The organism is Streptococcus sp. 27098_8_91 (genome assembly GCF_041432385.1).
Lineage (GTDB): Bacteria > Bacillota > Bacilli > Lactobacillales > Streptococcaceae > Streptococcus.
Genome location: NZ_JAPVZN010000007.1, coordinates 113,034 through 130,087, shown reverse-complemented (window position 1 = coordinate 130,087; position 17,054 = coordinate 113,034). Strand labels below are relative to the sequence as shown.

20 protein-coding genes, 12 tRNA genes and 2 rRNA genes are annotated in these 17,054 nt (G+C 38.8%); 28 read left to right on the top strand and 6 right to left on the bottom strand.

Translation table 11 applies throughout. The features are described 5' to 3' along the window. From O3611_RS07685 to O3611_RS07620, 14 genes are all read left to right on the top strand, one after another. Positions 1-747 (top strand): 23S ribosomal RNA (locus O3611_RS07685); the annotation flags it as partial. Between the two features lie 77 nt (positions 748-824). Next, positions 825-940, top strand: a 5S ribosomal RNA gene (gene rrf, locus O3611_RS07680). A 4-nt stretch (positions 941-944) separates the two neighbouring features. Next, positions 945-1,017 (top strand) — tRNA-Val (locus O3611_RS07675). 5 nt (positions 1,018-1,022) lie between these two features. Further along, a tRNA-Gly gene (locus tag O3611_RS07670) sits at positions 1,023-1,093 on the top strand. A gap of 36 nt (positions 1,094-1,129) precedes the next feature. Next, positions 1,130-1,203: transfer RNA gene (locus tag O3611_RS07665), tRNA-Ile, on the top strand. A 9-nt stretch (positions 1,204-1,212) separates the two neighbouring features. Further along, positions 1,213-1,284, top strand: a tRNA-Glu gene (locus O3611_RS07660). 6 nt (positions 1,285-1,290) lie between these two features. Continuing rightward, a tRNA-Ser gene (locus O3611_RS07655) sits at positions 1,291-1,380 on the top strand. Positions 1,381-1,390: 10 nt separating this feature from the next. Further along, positions 1,391-1,464 (top strand) — tRNA-Met (locus tag O3611_RS07650). A gap of 3 nt (positions 1,465-1,467) precedes the next feature. Next, positions 1,468-1,540 (top strand) — tRNA-Phe (locus tag O3611_RS07645). A gap of 12 nt (positions 1,541-1,552) precedes the next feature. Beyond that, positions 1,553-1,633 (top strand) — tRNA-Tyr (locus O3611_RS07640). Positions 1,634-1,644: 11 nt separating this feature from the next. Next, positions 1,645-1,715, top strand: a tRNA-Trp gene (locus tag O3611_RS07635). A gap of 13 nt (positions 1,716-1,728) precedes the next feature. Continuing rightward, positions 1,729-1,801, top strand: a tRNA-His gene (locus tag O3611_RS07630). Between the two features lie 13 nt (positions 1,802-1,814). Continuing rightward, positions 1,815-1,886 (top strand) — tRNA-Gln (locus O3611_RS07625). Positions 1,887-1,895: 9 nt separating this feature from the next. Continuing rightward, positions 1,896-1,979, top strand: a tRNA-Leu gene (locus O3611_RS07620). A gap of 85 nt (positions 1,980-2,064) precedes the next feature. Here O3611_RS07620 and O3611_RS07615 read toward each other — a convergent pair. The 5 genes from O3611_RS07615 to O3611_RS07595 are packed head-to-tail and all read right to left on the bottom strand — an operon-like array spanning position 2,065 to position 5,555. After that, entirely contained in the window at positions 2,065-3,198 is a 1,134-nt protein-coding gene (locus O3611_RS07615) for a site-specific integrase (protein ID WP_009732034.1), read from the bottom strand. A gap of 3 nt (positions 3,199-3,201) precedes the next feature. After that, positions 3,202-3,396 carry a DUF3173 domain-containing protein gene (locus tag O3611_RS07610; protein ID WP_000598356.1) on the bottom strand — a complete coding sequence of 65 codons (195 nt, stop codon included), beginning with the start codon at positions 3,394-3,396 and terminating at the stop codon, positions 3,202-3,204. 59 nt (positions 3,397-3,455) lie between these two features. Beyond that, positions 3,456-3,842: a hypothetical protein gene (locus O3611_RS07605; protein ID WP_001096843.1), complete on the bottom strand. Its 387-nt coding sequence runs from the start codon at positions 3,840-3,842 to the stop codon at positions 3,456-3,458. A gap of 2 nt (positions 3,843-3,844) precedes the next feature. Next, positions 3,845-5,041 (bottom strand): replication initiation factor domain-containing protein, encoded by a 1,197-nt coding sequence (locus O3611_RS07600; RefSeq protein WP_371608248.1) that lies wholly within the window; start codon positions 5,039-5,041, stop codon positions 3,845-3,847. A gap of 40 nt (positions 5,042-5,081) precedes the next feature. After that, positions 5,082-5,555: a hypothetical protein gene (locus O3611_RS07595; RefSeq protein ID WP_075227842.1), complete on the bottom strand. Its 474-nt coding sequence runs from the start codon at positions 5,553-5,555 to the stop codon at positions 5,082-5,084. A gap of 319 nt (positions 5,556-5,874) precedes the next feature. Here O3611_RS07595 and O3611_RS07590 point away from each other — a divergent pair, with 319 nt between their 5' ends. Beyond that, positions 5,875-6,321 (top strand): helix-turn-helix transcriptional regulator, encoded by a 447-nt coding sequence (locus O3611_RS07590; RefSeq protein ID WP_000287814.1) that lies wholly within the window; start codon positions 5,875-5,877, stop codon positions 6,319-6,321. Between the two features lie 163 nt (positions 6,322-6,484). On the opposite strand, the gene O3611_RS07585 is transcribed toward O3611_RS07590, so the two are convergent. Next, the gene (locus tag O3611_RS07585) at positions 6,485-6,811 is read right to left on the bottom strand and encodes a multidrug efflux SMR transporter (RefSeq protein WP_049518302.1); all 327 of its coding nucleotides are present in this window, start codon (positions 6,809-6,811) and stop codon (positions 6,485-6,487) included. A gap of 295 nt (positions 6,812-7,106) precedes the next feature. Here O3611_RS07585 and O3611_RS07580 point away from each other — a divergent pair, with 295 nt between their 5' ends. The 13 genes from O3611_RS07580 to O3611_RS07520 all read left to right on the top strand — a co-directional run bounded on the left by O3611_RS07580 (position 7,107) and on the right by O3611_RS07520 (position 17,054). Continuing rightward, positions 7,107-7,382 carry an NAD(+) diphosphatase gene (locus tag O3611_RS07580; protein WP_237738360.1) on the top strand — a complete coding sequence of 92 codons (276 nt, stop codon included), beginning with the start codon at positions 7,107-7,109 and terminating at the stop codon, positions 7,380-7,382. A gap of 364 nt (positions 7,383-7,746) precedes the next feature. Further along, positions 7,747-8,898: an N-acetylglucosamine-6-phosphate deacetylase gene (nagA, locus tag O3611_RS07575; protein WP_049548224.1), complete on the top strand. Its 1,152-nt coding sequence runs from the start codon at positions 7,747-7,749 to the stop codon at positions 8,896-8,898. Positions 8,899-9,036: 138 nt separating this feature from the next. After that, positions 9,037-10,095 (top strand): zinc-dependent alcohol dehydrogenase family protein, encoded by a 1,059-nt coding sequence (locus O3611_RS07570; RefSeq protein WP_075231866.1) that lies wholly within the window; start codon positions 9,037-9,039, stop codon positions 10,093-10,095. 137 nt (positions 10,096-10,232) lie between these two features. Further along, a complete protein-coding gene (locus O3611_RS07565; protein WP_075231867.1) occupies positions 10,233-10,610 on the top strand; it encodes a DUF1033 family protein in 378 nt (125 codons plus the stop codon). A 57-nt stretch (positions 10,611-10,667) separates the two neighbouring features. Then, positions 10,668-11,609, top strand: coding sequence for a competence type IV pilus ATPase ComGA (gene comGA / locus O3611_RS07560; protein ID WP_075231868.1), 942 nt, complete (start codon positions 10,668-10,670; stop codon positions 11,607-11,609). Then, complete coding sequence (comGB, locus tag O3611_RS07555) at positions 11,530-12,573, top strand: competence type IV pilus assembly protein ComGB (protein ID WP_075231869.1); 1,044 nt, start codon at positions 11,530-11,532, stop codon at positions 12,571-12,573. Before comGA ends, comGB begins: the two co-directional genes overlap by 80 nt. After that, entirely contained in the window at positions 12,574-12,897 is a 324-nt protein-coding gene (comGC, locus tag O3611_RS07550) for a competence type IV pilus major pilin ComGC (protein WP_075231870.1), read from the top strand. It begins immediately after the preceding gene. Continuing rightward, on the top strand, positions 12,860-13,279 hold the full coding sequence (gene comGD, locus O3611_RS07545; protein ID WP_371608247.1) for a competence type IV pilus minor pilin ComGD: 420 nt from the start codon (positions 12,860-12,862) through the stop codon (positions 13,277-13,279). Before comGC ends, comGD begins: the two co-directional genes overlap by 38 nt. Further along, positions 13,257-13,559, top strand: a complete 303-nt coding sequence (gene comGE, locus O3611_RS07540) for a competence type IV pilus minor pilin ComGE (RefSeq protein WP_371608246.1) — start codon at positions 13,257-13,259, stop codon at positions 13,557-13,559. The genes comGD and comGE overlap by 23 nt, the downstream gene beginning before the upstream one ends. Beyond that, positions 13,522-13,983 carry a competence type IV pilus minor pilin ComGF gene (gene comGF, locus O3611_RS07535; protein ID WP_371608245.1) on the top strand — a complete coding sequence of 154 codons (462 nt, stop codon included), beginning with the start codon at positions 13,522-13,524 and terminating at the stop codon, positions 13,981-13,983. The genes comGE and comGF overlap by 38 nt, the downstream gene beginning before the upstream one ends. Then, on the top strand, positions 13,961-14,398 hold the full coding sequence (comGG, locus tag O3611_RS07530) for a competence type IV pilus minor pilin ComGG (protein WP_371608244.1): 438 nt from the start codon (positions 13,961-13,963) through the stop codon (positions 14,396-14,398). The genes comGF and comGG overlap by 23 nt, the downstream gene beginning before the upstream one ends. Positions 14,399-14,456: 58 nt before the next feature. Beyond that, on the top strand, positions 14,457-15,158 hold the full coding sequence (locus tag O3611_RS07525; RefSeq protein WP_315640440.1) for a histidine phosphatase family protein: 702 nt from the start codon (positions 14,457-14,459) through the stop codon (positions 15,156-15,158). Between the two features lie 189 nt (positions 15,159-15,347). Further along, the gene (locus O3611_RS07520; protein WP_371608243.1) at positions 15,348-17,054 is read left to right on the top strand and encodes an ABC transporter ATP-binding protein; all 1,707 of its coding nucleotides are present in this window, start codon (positions 15,348-15,350) and stop codon (positions 17,052-17,054) included.

Sequence of the window (17,054 nt, the reverse complement as noted above, 5' to 3'; positions counted from 1 at the left end):
AAGGAGACGCTGTTGGGATACTACCCTTGTGTTATGGCCACTCTAACCCAGATAGGTGATCCCTATCGGAGACAGTGTCTGACGGGCAGTTTGACTGGGGCGGTCGCCTCCTAAAAGGTAACGGAGGCGCCCAAAGGTTCCCTCAGAATGGTTGGAAATCATTCGCAGAGTGTAAAGGTATAAGGGAGCTTGACTGCGAGAGCTACAACTCGAGCAGGGACGAAAGTCGGGCTTAGTGATCCGGTGGTTCCGTATGGAAGGGCCATCGCTCAACGGATAAAAGCTACCCTGGGGATAACAGGCTTATCTCCCCCAAGAGTTCACATCGACGGGGAGGTTTGGCACCTCGATGTCGGCTCGTCGCATCCTGGGGCTGTAGTCGGTCCCAAGGGTTGGGCTGTTCGCCCATTAAAGCGGCACGCGAGCTGGGTTCAGAACGTCGTGAGACAGTTCGGTCCCTATCCGTCGCGGGCGTAGGAAATTTGAGAGGATCTGCTCCTAGTACGAGAGGACCAGAGTGGACTTACCGCTGGTGTACCAGTTGTCTTGCCAAAGGCATCGCTGGGTAGCTATGTAGGGAAGGGATAAACGCTGAAAGCATCTAAGTGTGAAACCCACCTCAAGATGAGATTTCCCATGATTTTATATCAGTAAGAGCCCTGAGAGATGATCAGGTAGATAGGTTAGAAGTGGAAGTGTGGCGACACATGTAGCGGACTAATACTAATAGCTCGAGGACTTATCCAAAGTAACTGAGAATACGAAGTGTGAAGGTTTTCTTGGAATTTGATAGATATTCAATTTTGAGTAGGTATTACTCAAAGTTAAGTGACGATAGCCTAGGAGATACACCTGTACCCATGCCGAACACAGAAGTTAAGCCCTAGAACGCCGGAAGTAGTTGGGGGTTGCCCCCTGTGAGATAAGGAAGTCGCTTAGCTAAAGGGAGTTTAGCTCAGCTGGGAGAGCATCTGCCTTACAAGCAGAGGGTCAGCGGTTCGATCCCGTTAACTCCCATTTTAGCGGGTGTAGTTTAGTGGTAAAACTACAGCCTTCCAAGCTGTTGTCGCGAGTTCGATTCTCGTCACCCGCTTTGAACATATAGTTCATTTACCAAGTTGTTTAACTTGGGCGCGTAGCTCAGGTGGTTAGAGCGCACGCCTGATAAGCGTGAGGTCGGTGGTTCGAGTCCACTCGTGCCCATTGAAATATGGTCCGTTGGTCAAGGGGTTAAGACACCGCCTTTTCACGGCGGTAACACGGGTTCGAATCCCGTACGGACTATTTATTGGAGGATTACCCAAGTCCGGCTGAAGGGAACGGTCTTGAAAACCGTCAGGCGTGTAAAAGCGTGCGTGGGTTCGAATCCCACATCCTCCTTTATTATTAACGCGGGATGGAGCAGCTCGGTAGCTCGTCGGGCTCATAACCCGAAGGTCGTAGGTTCAAATCCTGCTCCCGCAATAAGGCTCGGTAGCTCAGTTGGTAGAGCAATGGATTGAAGCTCCATGTGTCGGCGGTTCGATTCCGTCTCGCGCCATTTAAATATTTTGGAAGGGTAGCGAAGAGGCTAAACGCGGCGGACTGTAAATCCGCTCCTTCGGGTTCGGGGGTTCGAATCCCTCCCCTTCCATAACCTTAACTACGGGCATAGTTTAAAGGTAGAACTAAGGTCTCCAAAACCTTCAGTGTGGGTTCAATTCCTACTGCCCGTGTTTTAAAATTATGGCGGGTGTGGTGAAGTGGTTAACACACCAGATTGTGGCTCTGGCATGCGTGGGTTCGATCCCCATCACTCGCCTATTTTATATTATTGGGGTATAGCCAAGCGGTAAGGCAAGGGACTTTGACTCCCTCATGCGTTGGTTCGAATCCAGCTACCCCAGTTACTATTTGCCGGCGTGGCGGAATTGGCAGACGCGCTGGACTCAAAATCCAGTGTCCGCAAGGACGTGCCGGTTCGACCCCGGCCGCCGGTATAGTATTAAAGACAAGGTTTTCGGACCTTGTCTTTTTCTTTTATTTGTTGAATTTGTAACGCTGAGTTACTTAAAATTACTAGTTTTATAACAAATCATCTAATTTATCCGCTAATTTTTGTTGCTTGCTTGGATACAAATGAGAGTATGTATCTATTGTTGTAGTTATAGAAGCATGTCCTAATCTTTCTTTTACGACAAGATAATCTTCTCCTTGGTTTATTAGTAGGGAAGCATGTGAATGCCTGAAGTCATGAATTCTTATTTTTTTTAAAGAACTATCTCTTTGTAATATTTTTTTATATTGTTTTTCGATTGAATCCTTAGTTATCGTAATCGGGCTATTTTGAAATATCTGTAGATCATCTAGGTTGGTTGTAAATTCTTTTAATCTTTCATGCTGTGTTTGCCTCCATTCTTCTAGTGTCTCCACTAGTTTGGTGTTCATGATGATTCTTCGGGTTCCAGCTTTTGTCTTTGTACTACTAATGTGTTCTTCACCTTTTTTAACGTATATTGATTTACTTACATGGATTGTATTTGTAGAAAACTCTATGTCCTTCCACGTTAGAGCAAGAGCTTCTCCGAGTCTTAGACCAGTAAAAAATAGAACTGTGAATAGTAATTTTATATTGTATTCATCGTTGCTAAATAGTGTTAAGAAATGCTTAAATTCTTTTACTGTCCAGAAATTTAATTTTACTTTTTCTATGGGTAATTTTTTCAGTAATCCTACGGGATGTTCCTTGTAAAATCCTTTTCTTAATCCAACATCCAGAATTTTCTTTAGTAAAATTATAATTTTATTAATAGTGTTTGGACTTAGCTTCTTTTCTGAGTTTTGAGTATTTTTATCTCTTAGATGTTCTCTGAATTGATAGATATCTTCATAAGTTAATTTAGCTACATCATCAACTTTTTCAAAATAGTTTTTTATATGCCTGTTATAGTTGTTTTCTTGTGTATCTATATAGCTTTGTTTTCTGTTGTTTATTCTATCCTCTTCTTTTAAGAGATCATAAAGGATATCAATTGATATTTTTGAGTTGAAACTTTTTTCTTTAAGTTCGACACTTCGTAAGTATTGTTCGGCCTCCAATGCTTCTTTTTTAGTTTTGAATCCTTTTCTTACAATTCTACGTTGTTTTAGAGATATTGGATTTATACCATTGGAAACATCAACAATCCAAGTTCCGTCTCTACTTTTACGTAAAGCCATAAGCTACGCTTCTTTCTGGAGTTCAATTCCTAATAGTTCTTCTGCGACACTGGCTGGAATTGTACCAATCCTTTTGTTATCGTAGATGTTAAAACCACGATTCACTAATAGTAATTTGCCGGTATGGATAATCTTTCTTGCAGTTCCTGGAGCAAATCCAAGTTCGATAAGGTCATCTTTTGTTACAGTTTTAATCATGTGATCTCCTTTTCTAATTAGATTAACTAAGGGGAGGATTAACTCCCCTTGTATTTTACTTATTTTTGTTTTACATCTACTAAATGGATAGCATCAGCCTTGTAATACATTGTCGTGCTAATCATAGTAGCTTGTAAATTGTCAAATGTAACTGGTACTTCATCCATTGCTTGGATATAGTCATTATCAACCAAGGCATCTGGATTGTCTACTGAGACTTGGGTTGATTTCTTTTTGAATTGTCCATCCTTGATTGTTACATTGTATTTCCAACCAATGATTTTATCGGTATTAAAACGTCTTTCGCTACCATCTCGGTTTTTGATAATTTCTCCGTTTGCATCTGCTCGGACTTCCGTTTCAAATTTTGGAATGACTTCATCCAATTCAAATTTTGTTCCAATGTTATTAAAATTCCAGTCATTTTGTGAAAGCATTTTTGCCATAGTTAATTTCTCCTTTTAATATTTTCTTTGATTGTGGGGATCAAATCCTCTCTTTTAAAGAGAATTGCCCTTTCTATTAATCCACTTGCTAAATCTGGTGGATATTCCATATTGTTGAGTGCGAGATAGTTAGCTTTCTCATACTCATGCAGTAAGTTATTGTCGTATAGAAATTTATACGCTTTTAGAATAGCTCCTGAACCTTTATAGGTAAACCATTCTAATTTTTGTTCCAGTTCTGTTTTTGGTTTTGAAATAATGATAGAGACAGGTTTTGAGTGACCTAAAAACTTTTCCCAAGATCTCAAAGGTTTTGAGAAATGGCTATCACTATAGAATCTCACTTTTTCTTTGAGATATCCCTTGGTAAAGTTGAGAAGATCTATTTCTGAATGCAACCATTCTTGAATGAAGTAGTGAGCTTTTTCTTTCCTAAGTTCTAACTCAGTTCTTATCCAATTTTCTATATACCGCTTGCTGATACCGAGCTTCTCAGCTCTTTCTAAGCGTTTATCGTAAATTCTAAGTCTTTCATCATCATTGGGTTTTCTCAAATATAAGGTCTGACCGATTGTTTCATCTCCGTAGGTATTGTAGTAGGTGCTTTTTCCATATATAAAGCGTTTCTTCTGACAAATCTTTAGAAGCTGATTAGGAGTGAAATAGGGTGTTTCATTAAAATCATCTATTGCAATATCAATTCGTCTTACTGAAAATTGATTGTAATTGTAGTAGAGGTTGTTCAGAAACTGTCTTTCGGACAGACTATTTGGATCTAATACCATATCTCTATAGAACTCGAGTGCCTGTCCTGACATGACAAGCATGTAGGACGACTCTTTCGCTCCATAGTAGATACGGATATTCCCATAATGAAGCTGGCTATCATAGTTATAGTATTTAAGGCTCCCTTTATTCTCAATAAATAGGTCATAGTCAAGAAATAGAATGTCTTCGATTATTTCTCTTGGCGAAAATTCAGTCTTATCAAACTGAATTTGAATCCAGTCAAATACAGAACGTAAATGTTCATTTTTTGCCATAGATTTTGATTCAACTTTTTGCCTAATTTTGTCACCCTTAAAATCTCTGAAACCCTTGGAAATACTGAATTCTTTCGATGGTACACCTAACTTGCAGAGGGTGGTGTTACTACACACCCTATCGGTCAAAAATGGTCCGTCCGCATCTACGCTCATTTTCGGCTTTCTGCCTCATGGCTCAGCCGAAAACTCGCTATTAGCCGAACCTATTTTTTGACCTCTCGTTAACAAACCCTAGTAAGCCGGTTTGCATCGACTCTTCAATATCTTGGATTTTCTTTTTTAGGTTGGAATTCTCAATTTTTATCAGTCGCATTTCTCGCTTAAATTCCTGTTTTAAGGCGCTCAGTTCATCGTAGAGCTCATCTATTACTTGGTTTAGGGATTCATGCTCATTGTCTGCTAGACTCCCAAATACGGCTTGTATAGCCTCTTTTAGACCTATTTCAAGTTTTAGTTTAGCTAACTTTTGAAATTGTCTAAGGTCTTCGTCTGTAAAATCATAGGCAACTGTATAACTTAATTGATGAGTTCTGGGATTTCTACTGATAGGAACTTTAATTTTCTTAAATTCCTTGCCACTTATCTCTTTAATCAGTTGAATCCAATTTTTAAGAGTAGAGGTAGAGTTTAGGCCAGAAATTTGATTGACTAACTCTTTATTGGTCATCTTTTTGTGAAACCTCCGAAATTTTCTTGTGCAACTGAAGAGTTTTCTGTGGTATAATTGTTACATAATATGTTTTGATCTTGGAACGAACGGCACATTTGTTTCAAGATTTTTTATTTTGTCGAATCTTACCTCCTTTATTAAAATTTTTTAAATCGACTACTAGTTACATACGCTTTTACCTCCTTTTATGCTATAATATTCTCAATGGAATATTCAATCTCAAAATAAATATTCCTTATGGAATAATTCTATTTTATACCGTTTGGAATATTTTGTCAAGCTAAAATATACGAATAAGAATATCTATAGGAGAATTATGTATACAGAGGATTATAAATTTTCAGAGAGGTTAAAAACTCTCAGAAAATCAAAAAAGTTAACTCAAGTACAAATATCGGAATTAATTGGAGTTCAACAAGGGACATATTCTCGGTGGGAGAATGGAACGTTAGAACCAGGATTAGAATTCGTTGTGAAATTGGCAAATATCTTTGGGACTACTACAGATTATTTGCTGGGACAAAAACCTTATTCAATTATCAGTAGTTTACCTCTAGAACAATTAGATCTTACCAATATTGCAAACTTTTCAAAGGATGAGTTTGATATTTTGAAACATTCAATAGCAGTTTCGGTGGCAAGAAATAAAATAAAGGCAACAGAACTAAAAGATAGAGTTATAGAAAAAAATCAGTTGTCAGAAAAAGATGCAGAACTTTTGAATAAGATTTTTGAAGAAGTTAAAACTTATTGGGAAAATTAGGAGGACGCTAGTCTTCAAAATTCCCTCCCAAAATGTGTCCAAAATATTGACAGAATTCTAGCTTTTCATTATAGTTCTTATGGAACTTTTTTTCTACAACAAAATAGGCTCCATAATATCCATAGGGGATTTACCCACTACAAATAGTATAGAGCCGGTTTTATTAATGTCCTGCATTTCCTAATAAGTTAACCATGACAACACCAATGATAATCAAAATTAAACCGATAATGCTATAAACATTTAGTGTTTCTTTGAAAATCATTACTGCGATAGAGGCTATCAAAACTAAACCGACAGCTGACCATGTTGCATAAGCTATTCCTACAGGAATTTTTTGCATTGCTAGTGATAAGAAATAGAAACAAACGCCATAGCTAAGTAGGGCAGAAACGGTTGGAATAGGCTTTGTAAAACCGTCTGATAATTTCAAAAGGTTAGTTCCCAATATCTCTCCTACAATGGCGATAAAAAGATAAAAGTATGACATGTCTTTAACCTCCTATATGTCATGTTTTTGCTCTAAGAGCTATTATAGCTATCCGTTTTTTATAAATCTTGGCACAAGTCATGAGAATTTGTAGTAAAACTGTGGCAGACACTTTTTCAGAACCAATAGCTGATAAGTTTAGTATATCATAAGATAAATTTTAAATAAAGTCTTGATTTATTTCAATGTCTTGCGTGGTCTCGATTTTACTGGTAAAATTACTTTTAAGAACTTTAAAAAAGAGGCTTCTATATTTGACAAAACAATGACTTGTTGTCCCGAATGTGGGCATCCTTTGGAGAAAAAATTTTTAAAAGATGAGGGAGATATTCCTTATTGTTCACAATGTGCGAGTTTTCGTTTTCCAGTCTTTAATACAGCAATTAGTGCGATTTTATTTAATGAAAAACATGATAAGATTCTCTTGATTAAGCAATATGACATGGCTGAGCATATTTTGCTAGCTGGTTATGTGTCTAATGATATTCACAACCAATTTCTACAATCATTAAAGACAATTAATTTAGCCTCTCTTATTACGGATATGGGTAATAAAATTGCACAAAACTAGTCCAAAACTCTTTTTAATAAGGAGTATACTTTCTAGCATTTTATAGTTACTAAAAAGTATCTAAACTTTGGAAGTGATACTAAGTTTTAAAAAATATTATGGAAAAAAAGCTTATAAAATCAATATTTCTGAGATTTAAAACTAATAATATTAGACTCAAAATCCAGTGTCCGCAAGGACGTGCCGGTTCGACCCCGGCCGCCGGTATAGTATGAAAGACAAGGTTTTCGGACCTTGTTTTTTTGTTGAATAATTTATTAAAATTTCACTAAAAAAGGTCTATACCATTTACAAATTGTTTTGAAAGGTTTATAATGTAATTGACATAATAAATAGTAGATTATTTCTTAAGGGGGTTATCATTATGCCTAAGTATATTAAAGCTGATCAATTTTTCTATCCACATGGTATTCGTCGTGGAGGTTATTTAGAACTTATTGATGGCAAGTTTGGTAAGCATGTTGAAGAGATTTCGGATGATGCAGAAATTTTAGACTACTCTGGTTACAGCATTGCACCTGGTCTCGTTGACACCCACATTCATGGTTTTGGTGGTGTGGATGTCATGGATAATAATATTGAAGGAACTCTTCATACGATGAGTGAAGGTCTTCTTAGCACAGGTGTTACTAGTTTCCTACCAACTACACTAACTTCATCATACGAACAATTGCTGGCTGTTACTGAAAACATTGGTGCACGCTATCAAGAAGCATCTGGTGCTAAGATTCGTGGTATCTATTTTGAAGGGCCATACTTTACTGAGGAATTTAAAGGAGCTCAAAACCCTGCTTACATGAAAGATCCACGTATGGATGAGTTCCGCGCTTGGCAGAAGGCTGCTAATGGTCTTCTTAATAAAATTGCTCTTGCACCTGAACGTGATGGGGTTGAGGACTTTGTACGTACTATTACTGGTGAAGGTGTAACTGTTGCTCTGGGTCACTCTAATGCTACATTTGATGAAGCTAAAAAAGCTGTTGATGCCGGGGCTAGTGTTTGGGTTCATGCCTATAATGGAATGCGTGGCTTAACACACCGCGAACTTGGTATGGTTGGTGCTATGTATGAGTTACCACACACTTATGCAGAATTGATTTGTGATGGTCATCACGTGGATCCTAAGGCTTGCGAAATTCTTCTTAAACAAAAAGGAACTGAAAATATTGCTCTTATTACCGACTGTATGACAGCAGGTGGTTTGCAAGATGGCGATTATATGTTAGGTGAATTTCCAGTTGTAGTTGCAAATGGGACTGCTCGCCTTAAATCTACAGGTAACTTGGCAGGTTCCATTCTCAAACTAAAAGATGGTCTCAAAAATGTAGTTGAATGGGGAATTGCAAATTCTCATGAAGCAGTCATGATGGCTAGTCTGAATCCAGCTAAATCAGTTCATATCGATGACGTCTGTGGACAAATCCGTGAAGGCTACGATGCTGACTTTATCGTTCTTGATAAGGATTTGGAATTGGTAGCAACTTACCTTGATGGTGAAAAACGTTATCAAGCATAATCTAAAAAGTAGAAACGACTTTAGTTTCTACTTTTTTAATAATTTTGTTATTTTTTTCACATATTACTTGATTTTCTGTTTGAAAAGGCTTACAATCATGATATAAACAATACAAATAAAAAAACGGAGGTAAGCTTTATGAAAGCCTATACTTATGTTAAACCAGGACTTGCTTCATTTGTTGATGTTGACAAACCGATTATTCGCAATCCAACAGATGCTATTGTGCGTATCGTTAAGACTACTATTTGTGGTACAGACCTTCATATTATTAAAGGCGATGTTCCTGCTTGTAAGAGTGGAACTATCTTAGGACATGAAGGAATTGGTATTGTAGAGGAAGTTGGAGCAGGAGTTTCAAACTTCAAAAAGGGTGATAAGGTTTTAATTTCTTGCGTTTGTGCATGTGGCAAGTGTTACTATTGTAAAAAAGGAATCTATGCTCACTGTGAAGACGAAGGTGGATGGATTTTTGGACATTTGATTGACGGTATGCAAGCAGAATATCTTCGTGTGCCTCATGCTGATAATACTCTTTATCATACTCCATCTGACTTGTCTGATGAAGCCTTAGTTATGTTATCTGATATCTTGCCAACTGGCTATGAAATTGGTGTCTTAAAAGGGAAAGTTGAGCCTGGCTGTAGTGTAGCTATCGTTGGTTCAGGGCCAGTTGGGTTGGCAGCTCTTTTGACGGCACAATTCTATTCACCAGCTAAATTGATTATGGTGGACCTAGACGATAACCGTTTGGATACTGCAGTTTCTTTCGGTGCTACTCATAAGATTAATTCTTCAGACCCTGAAAAAGCAATACAAGAAATTTATGATTTGACAGATGGTCGAGGTGTAGATGTCGCTATTGAGGCGGTAGGAATTCCTGCAACGTTTGATCTCTGTCAAAAGATTATCGGTGTAGGTGGAACAGTAGCCAACTGTGGTGTGCATGGTAAACCAGTTCAGTTTGATTTGGACACTCTTTGGATTCGTAACATTAATGTTACTACTGGGTTGGTTTCTACCAATACAACTCCTCAGCTTTTGAAAGCCTTAGAAAGTCATAAAATTGAACCTGAAAAATTGGTAACTCATTATTTCAAACTTAGTGAAATAGAAAAGGCCTATGAAGTATTTAGTAAGGCCGCCGATCATCATGCAATTAAAGTGATCATTGAAAACGATATTTCAGAAGGTTAATCTTGTTTTTAAATCCAGTTATTCGTTTTAGAATAGCTGGATTTTTTGAAAATGTTATATAATTCGTGAAAATGAGCAAAATTCTTTCATTGTTCTCAAAATTTCGCTATAATATACGGTACAAAGGAAGTTAATCTATGTATCGAGTTATAAAAATGTACGGAGATTTTGAACCGTGGTGGTTTATAGAAGGCTGGGAAGACGACGTCATTGCGAGCAAAAAATTTGATAACTATTATGACGCCTTGAAATATTATAAGTCTTGTTGGTTTGAGTTAGAAAAGGAGATTCCTCTTTACAAAAGTAGGGGAGACTTGATGACTATTTTTTGGGATCCAGAAGATAAACGCTGGTGTGAAGAATGCGATGAATTTCTTCAGCAATATCATTCCTTGGCTTTGTTGGAAGATGGTCAAGTCATTCCTGATGAAAAATTTAGACCTGGTTACGAAAAGCAGACTGGTTTAGAAATCCACCGTACTTGTCGCATAAAAAAAGAAGAAACAATTTTTTAATGAAGTTGTTTCTTCTTTTTTATATTTTCTTCGAATAGTAAGAATGAGGAGGAAGATATGGTACAAATACTTGCACAAGAATTGATTACACTGGCCAAAAAACAGGGAGCCCAGGACATCTATTTTATTCCTAAAGAAAAGATTTACGAGCTACATATGCGAGTTGGAGATGAGAGACATTTGATTAGCACCTATGACTTTGAAAAGTTGGGGGCCGTCATTAGTCATTTTAAGTTTATTGCGGGGATGAACGTTGGAGAAAAACGCCGTAGTCAGCTTGGTTCCTGTGATTATCAGCATGATGGTAAGCGTTCTTCACTACGTTTATCGACGGTAGGAGATTATCGTGGTCATGAGAGTCTAGTTATCCGGCTTTTGCATGATCAAGAACAAGAGTTGCGCTTCTGGTTTCAAGACCTTAAGGAACTGGAAAAGGGCTTTAGGCAACGCGGCCTTTATCTATTTGCAGGACCTGTAGGAAGTGGTAAAACTACTTTGATGCATGAATTAGCCAAGTCATTGTTTAAGGGTCGGCAGGTCATGTCCATTGAAGATCCAGTAGAAATTAAGCAGGAAGAGATGCTGCAATTACAGCTCAATGAAGCTATCGGACTGAGCTATGAAAACTTGATAAAACTTTCCCTACGACATCGTCCAGATCTTTTAATCATTGGAGAAATTCGAGATAGTGAAACAGCCCGTGCCGTTGTACGAGCTAGTCTGACAGGTGCCACGGTATTCTCGACAATCCATGCCAAGAGTGTTCGTGGGGTTTATGAGCGCCTCTTAGAACTTGGTGTCAGTGAAGATGAACTTGCAGTTGTTTTACAAGGTGTTTGTTACCAGAGACTAATCGGAGGAGGAGGAATCATTGACGTTGCAAATGGAAATTATCAAGAACACCAGGCAGAAAAGTGGAATGGACAAATTGACCAGCTTCTTAAAGAAGGACATATCACTGCCCTTCAAGCTGAAACGGAGAAAATTAGCTACCAGTAAGCAGAAGAAAATCATCACTCTCTTTAACAATTTATTTTCTAGTGGTTTTCACCTGGTAGAAATCATTTCCTTTCTAGATAGAAGTCTCTTGTTGGAAAAGGACTATGTATCGCAGATGCGTCTAGGACTTGCGCAGGGAAAGTCTTTTTCGGGAATGATGGGTCATTTAGGTTTCTCGAGTGCGATTGTCACGCAACTTTCATTGGCTGAAGTTCATGGAAATCTCCATTTGAGTTTGGGGAAAATTGAAGAATATTTGGATAATCTAGCTAAGGTCAAGAAGAAGTTAATCGAAGTTGCGACCTATCCAGTCATTTTGTTAGTTTTCTTACTGCTCATTATGATGGGTTTGCGTAATTATCTCTTGCCTCAACTGGATAGTAGCAACATAGCTACCTTAGTGATTAGTAACCTGCCACAGATTTTTCTTGGTATTACTCTATTGCTAGGTCTAGTATCTTTAACAGGACTGATATTCTACAGAAAATCTAGGAAGATACAAGTATTTTCTTTTCTAGCTAGAATCCCCTTTCTAGGTGTGTTTATTCAGTATTATCTAACTGCCTATTATGCTCGAGAATGGGGTAATATGATTGGTCAAGGTCTGGAGCTATCACAGATTTTCCAGATGATGCAGGAGCAAGGAAATCCTCTTTTTAGGGAAATAGGACAAGATTTAGATCAAGCCTTGCAAAATGGGCATGAATTTTCGAAAGTTGTGCAACATTATCCTTTCTTTAGAAGAGAGTTGGGTTTAATCATTGAATACGGAGAGGTCAAATCCAAACTGGGGAGCGAATTGGAAATCTATGCGGAAAAAACCTGGGAATCCTTCTTTACCCGAGTCAATCGGACCATGAACCTTGTTCAACCACTGGTCTTTATTTTTGTAGCCCTGCTAATCGTTTTATTGTATGCAGCTATGTTGCTGCCCATGTATCAAAATATGGAGGTTAATTTTTAGATGAAAAAAATGTTGATGAAATTAAAAGAAGCGAAGGCAAAAGCTTTCACTCTTGTAGAAATGTTGGTCGTATTGCTCATCATTAGTATTCTACTCTTACTGTTTGTGCCAAATCTTACTAAGCAAAAGGATGCAGTGAATGACAAGGGTAAAGCAGCTGTCGTCAAGGTGGTAGAAAGTCAAGCAGAACTGTATAGTCTGGATAAAAATGAAGATGCTAGTCTAAGCAAATTACAGGCAGATGGACGTATCACTGCTGAGCAAGCAAAAGCTTACAAAGAGTATCATGATAAACAAAAGACAAGTCAAACAGTTGCGGATTAGGGCTTTTACCATGCTAGAAAGTCTATTGGTTTTAGGGATAGTCAGCATTTTGGCTTTGGGTTTGTCAAGTTCAGTTCAATCCACTTTTGCAACTGTGGAAGAACAAATTTTCTTTATGGAGTTTGAGGAACTTTATCGAGAAACCCAGAAACGAAGTCTGGCTAGTCAACAAAAGATGAATTTAATATTAGAAGAGAGGAGTATTAGTAATGGCTATCAAAAGTTAGCCATTCCTAAAGGGATTCAGCTTCAGTCACATCAGTCAATAACATTTGATAAGGCTGGAGGTAGTTCATATCTGGTTAGCATCAGATTTCAAACAAGGAAAGAAGTGGTTCGCTACCAACTATATCTAGGAAATGGAAAGATTAAACGTATTTAAGAAGCAAAAAATTAAGGCGGTTATTTTACTGGAAGCAGTGATTTCACTAGCCATTTTTGCCAGTATTGCAACCCTCTTGCTGGGGCAGATTCAAGAAAGTAGAAAAAGAGAAGCAGAGCTTCTAAAACAGGAAGAAGTTTTGCGAGTGGCTCGTATGGCTTTGCAGACTGGACAAAAGCAGTTGACCGTCAATGGCCTTACGGTTCATGTTGTCTCGAATGAGCAAGGTTTGGAGGTACACCATGGAACGGAGAAATTACTGGCGATTCAAGACAAGTAGGGTCAGAGCTTTTACACTGTTAGAATCCTTGGTTGCCCTTATCGTTATTAGTGGTAGCTTGCTTCTTTTTCAATCTATGAGCCGACTCTTGATTTCAGAAGTTCGCTATCAGCAGAGAAGTGAGCAAAAAGAATGGCTTTTATTTGTAGATCAGCTAGAAGCAGAGCTGAATCGAGCCCAATTTGAAAAAGTGGAGAATGATAGGCTTTACCTCAAACAGGAAGGGAAGCCCATTTCCATGGGTAAATCAAAGTCAAATGATTTCCGGAAAACAGATGCTAGTGGACGTGGTTATCAACCCATGGTCTACGGTCTGAAATCAGCTCATATTTACCAAAAAGGGCAAAATGTCTATTTCAATTTTCAGTTTGAAAAGGGACTAGAGAGGGAGTTTATCTATCGTGTTGAAAAAGAAAAAAGTTAGAGCAGGAGTTCTCCTATACGCTATCACTATTGCTGGAATTTTTAGTCTTCTGTTGCAATTTTATCTGAACCGGCAAGTAGCTTATCATCAGGATTATGTCTTAAATAAAGAGAAACTGGTGGCTTATGCTATGGCTAAGAGAACCTATGAAAAAGCTACTTCTGAAAATGGAGAGCAGTCCTTTAATGTAGGGAAGTCAACTTATCGAAATGACGAAAAATTCTTCACAACGACTATTTCTACAGAAAAAAATCAATTTGAATTTCGTTTTCCACCTTTGAAAAAGACCGACGACAAAACGAAGAAAACAGAAAAAAAGTCTAAAGAAGGAAGTGAGGAGAAAAAAGAAGAACAGGTTAAAAAAGAGATGGCTATGTCTTCCAAATTAGCACCTTCAAAGAACGGCACAGAGTAGTTTGGACGAGGTTTTTGCTTGAAATCATGCTATAATAGATACATATGGAGGACGGAAAATGGCAAGTGTAAAATTGTATCTAGTGCGTCATGGGAAAACAATGTTTAATACGATTGGGCGTGCTCAAGGCTGGAGTGATACTCCCCTAACAGCTGAGGGAGAGCGAGGTATTCATGAATTGGGAATTGGCCTGCGTGAGTCTGGCTTAAAGTTTGAGCGTGCTTACTCGAGTGACTCAGGGCGGACCATTCAGACTATGGGAATTATCCTTGAGGAACTTGGTTTAACAGGGCAAATTCCTTATCGTATGGATAAGAGAATCCGTGAGTGGTGCTTTGGTAGCTTTGATGGTGCTTATGATGGGGACCTATTTATGGGCATCATTCCTCGTATCTTTAATGTCGATCATGTGCATCGTTTGTCCTATGCGGAACTAGCTGAAGGCTTGGTAGAAGTGGATACTGCAGGCTGGGCTGAAGGCTGGGAAAAACTAAGTGATCGCATCTGGGAAGGTTTTGAAGCCATTGCCAAGGAAATGGAAGCCAATGGTGGAGGAAGTGCTCTCGTTGTCAGTCATGGAATGACAATTGGAACTATTGTTTACCTCATTAACGGCATGCATCCACATGGTCTGGATAACGGAAGTGTGACGATTCTAGAGTACGAAGATGGTCAGTTCTCAGTCAAGATTGTTGGGGACCGTAGCTACCGTGAAATTGGACGAGCTCAATTAGACGAGCAAGCTAGTTCAGAACAATAAAATTCAGCACTAAATTTAGAAGAATTTTTAAAGGATTGATAGAATGCTAATGTCGTGCTTGCATAAGCTTGCGAGAGCTGAGTGCTTTGACAATAGCATTCTTTTTTGTTAGAATAGCATCAACATGAAAGCATAAGAAGGGACTGACAGAGTTGTCGTTCCCTTTTGTCTATCTTAGAAGGGGGAAATATGCTGTTTCAGAAAATAAAAACTTATAAATGGCAGGCACTGGCTTCCTTGGTCATGACAGGTCTAATGGTAACGAGTTCACTCTTGCAACCACGTTATTTGCAGGAGGTTTTAGAGGCACTGCTAACGGGTGATAATGAAGCTATTTATACTATCGGATTTTGGTTGATTCTTGTTGCCTTGATTGGTTTGATTGCAGGTGGCATCAATGTTGTGTTAGCAGCTTACATTGCTCAAGGAGTTTCGTCTGACTTGCGTGAAGATGCCTTTCGTAAGATTCAAACTTTTTCATACGCTAATATTGAGGAATTTAACGCAGGGAACCTTGTTGTTCGTATGACCAATGACATCAACCAGATTCAAAACGTAGTCATGATGACCTTCCAAATTCTCTTTCGACTACCACTTTTGTTTATCGGTTCCTTTATTCTAGCAGTTGTCACCCTACCTTCTCTATGGTGGGTGCTAGTTCTCATGGTCGTTCTGATTGTTGTCATAATGGGTTTTATGATGGGAGTTGTGGGACCACGCTTTGCAAAATTCCAGACCTTACTAGAGCGTATCAATGCCATTGCTAAAGAAAATTTGCGTGGTGTGCGTGTGGTTAAGTCTTTTGTCCGAGAAAAAGATCAGTTTGATAAATTTACGCAGGTGTCAGATGAATTGTTGGGAGAAAACCTTTATATCGGTTATGCCTTTTCTGTTATGCAACCTGCAATGATGTTGATTTCTTACGGGGCTGTTTTTCTCTCAATCTGGCTTGTAGCCGGTATGGCAGAGTCAGATCCATCGGTAGTTGGTTCCATTGCTTCCTTTGTGAACTATCTGAGTCAGATTATCTTTACCATCGTCATGGTTGGATTTTTGGGGAATTCAGTCACTCGTGCCATGATTTCCTTCCGTCGTATTCGTGAAATCCTGGATACAGAACCGGCTATGACCTTCAAGGATGTGGAAGATGAAGAATTGGAAGGAAGTCTCAGTTTTGAAAATGTGACCTTCACCTATCCAAATGATGCAGAACCTATCCTAAAAGATGTATCCTTCGATATCGCAGCTGGTGAAATGGTTGGGGTTGTCGGAGCAACTGGTGCAGGGAAATCAACCTTGGCTCAGTTGATTCCACGATTATTTGATCCTCAGCAAGGTTCGATCAAGATTGGTGGAAAGGACATTCGGACAGTTAGTGAAGGGACGCTTCGTAAGACGGTTTCTATCGTCCTACAAAGAGCCATTCTCTTTAGTGGAACCATCGCAGATAATCTCAGACAAGGTAAGGGAGATGCGACAGTTTCAGAAATGGAACGCGCGGCTCGCATCGCCCAGGCCAGTGAATTTATTAGTCGTATGGACTTGGCCTTTGAAAGTCCAGTTGAGGAACGTGGGACTAACTTTTCTGGTGGACAGAAGCAACGAATGTCTATTGCGCGTGGGATTGTCAGCAATCCTCGTATCTTGATTTTTGATGATTCAACCTCTGCACTTGATGCCAAATCGGAACGTTTGGTTCAAGAAGCCCTCAACAAGGATTTGAAGGGGACGACTACGATTATCATCGCACAAAAGATTAGCTCTGTTGTGCATGCTGATAAAATTTTAGTGCTTGACCAAGGTCGCTTGATTGGTCAAGGTAAACATGCTGACTTGGTTGCAACAAACCCAGTCTATCGTGAAATTTACGAAACGCAAAAAGGAAAGGAGGAGTAG

What these genes read in the sequence shown, in the direction of transcription:
- O3611_RS07615 (WP_009732034.1), bottom strand. Translation starts at nt 3,198, where the DNA reads ATGGCTTTACGTAAAAGTAGAGACGGAACTTGGATTGTTGATGTTTCC.
- O3611_RS07610 (WP_000598356.1), bottom strand. Translation starts at nt 3,396, where the DNA reads ATGATTAAAACTGTAACAAAAGATGACCTTATCGAACTTGGATTTGCT.
- O3611_RS07605 (WP_001096843.1), bottom strand. Translation starts at nt 3,842, where the DNA reads ATGGCAAAAATGCTTTCACAAAATGACTGGAATTTTAATAACATTGGA.
- O3611_RS07600 (WP_371608248.1), bottom strand. Translation starts at nt 5,041, where the DNA reads ATGAGCGTAGATGCGGACGGACCATTTTTGACCGATAGGGTGTGTAGT.
- O3611_RS07595 (WP_075227842.1), bottom strand. Translation starts at nt 5,555, where the DNA reads ATGACCAATAAAGAGTTAGTCAATCAAATTTCTGGCCTAAACTCTACC.
- O3611_RS07590 (WP_000287814.1), top strand. Translation starts at nt 5,875, where the DNA reads ATGTATACAGAGGATTATAAATTTTCAGAGAGGTTAAAAACTCTCAGA.
- O3611_RS07585 (WP_049518302.1), bottom strand. Translation starts at nt 6,811, where the DNA reads ATGTCATACTTTTATCTTTTTATCGCCATTGTAGGAGAGATATTGGGA.
- nagA (WP_049548224.1), top strand. Translation starts at nt 7,747, where the DNA reads ATGCCTAAGTATATTAAAGCTGATCAATTTTTCTATCCACATGGTATT.
- O3611_RS07570 (WP_075231866.1), top strand. Translation starts at nt 9,037, where the DNA reads ATGAAAGCCTATACTTATGTTAAACCAGGACTTGCTTCATTTGTTGAT.
- O3611_RS07565 (WP_075231867.1), top strand. Translation starts at nt 10,233, where the DNA reads ATGTATCGAGTTATAAAAATGTACGGAGATTTTGAACCGTGGTGGTTT.
- comGA (WP_075231868.1), top strand. Translation starts at nt 10,668, where the DNA reads ATGGTACAAATACTTGCACAAGAATTGATTACACTGGCCAAAAAACAG.
- comGB (WP_075231869.1), top strand. Translation starts at nt 11,530, where the DNA reads ATGGACAAATTGACCAGCTTCTTAAAGAAGGACATATCACTGCCCTTC.
- comGC (WP_075231870.1), top strand. Translation starts at nt 12,574, where the DNA reads ATGAAAAAAATGTTGATGAAATTAAAAGAAGCGAAGGCAAAAGCTTTC.
- comGD (WP_371608247.1), top strand. Translation starts at nt 12,860, where the DNA reads ATGATAAACAAAAGACAAGTCAAACAGTTGCGGATTAGGGCTTTTACC.
- comGE (WP_371608246.1), top strand. Translation starts at nt 13,257, where the DNA reads ATGGAAAGATTAAACGTATTTAAGAAGCAAAAAATTAAGGCGGTTATT.
- comGF (WP_371608245.1), top strand. Translation starts at nt 13,522, where the DNA reads ATGGAACGGAGAAATTACTGGCGATTCAAGACAAGTAGGGTCAGAGCT.
- O3611_RS07525 (WP_315640440.1), top strand. Translation starts at nt 14,457, where the DNA reads ATGGCAAGTGTAAAATTGTATCTAGTGCGTCATGGGAAAACAATGTTT.
- O3611_RS07520 (WP_371608243.1), top strand. Translation starts at nt 15,348, where the DNA reads ATGCTGTTTCAGAAAATAAAAACTTATAAATGGCAGGCACTGGCTTCC.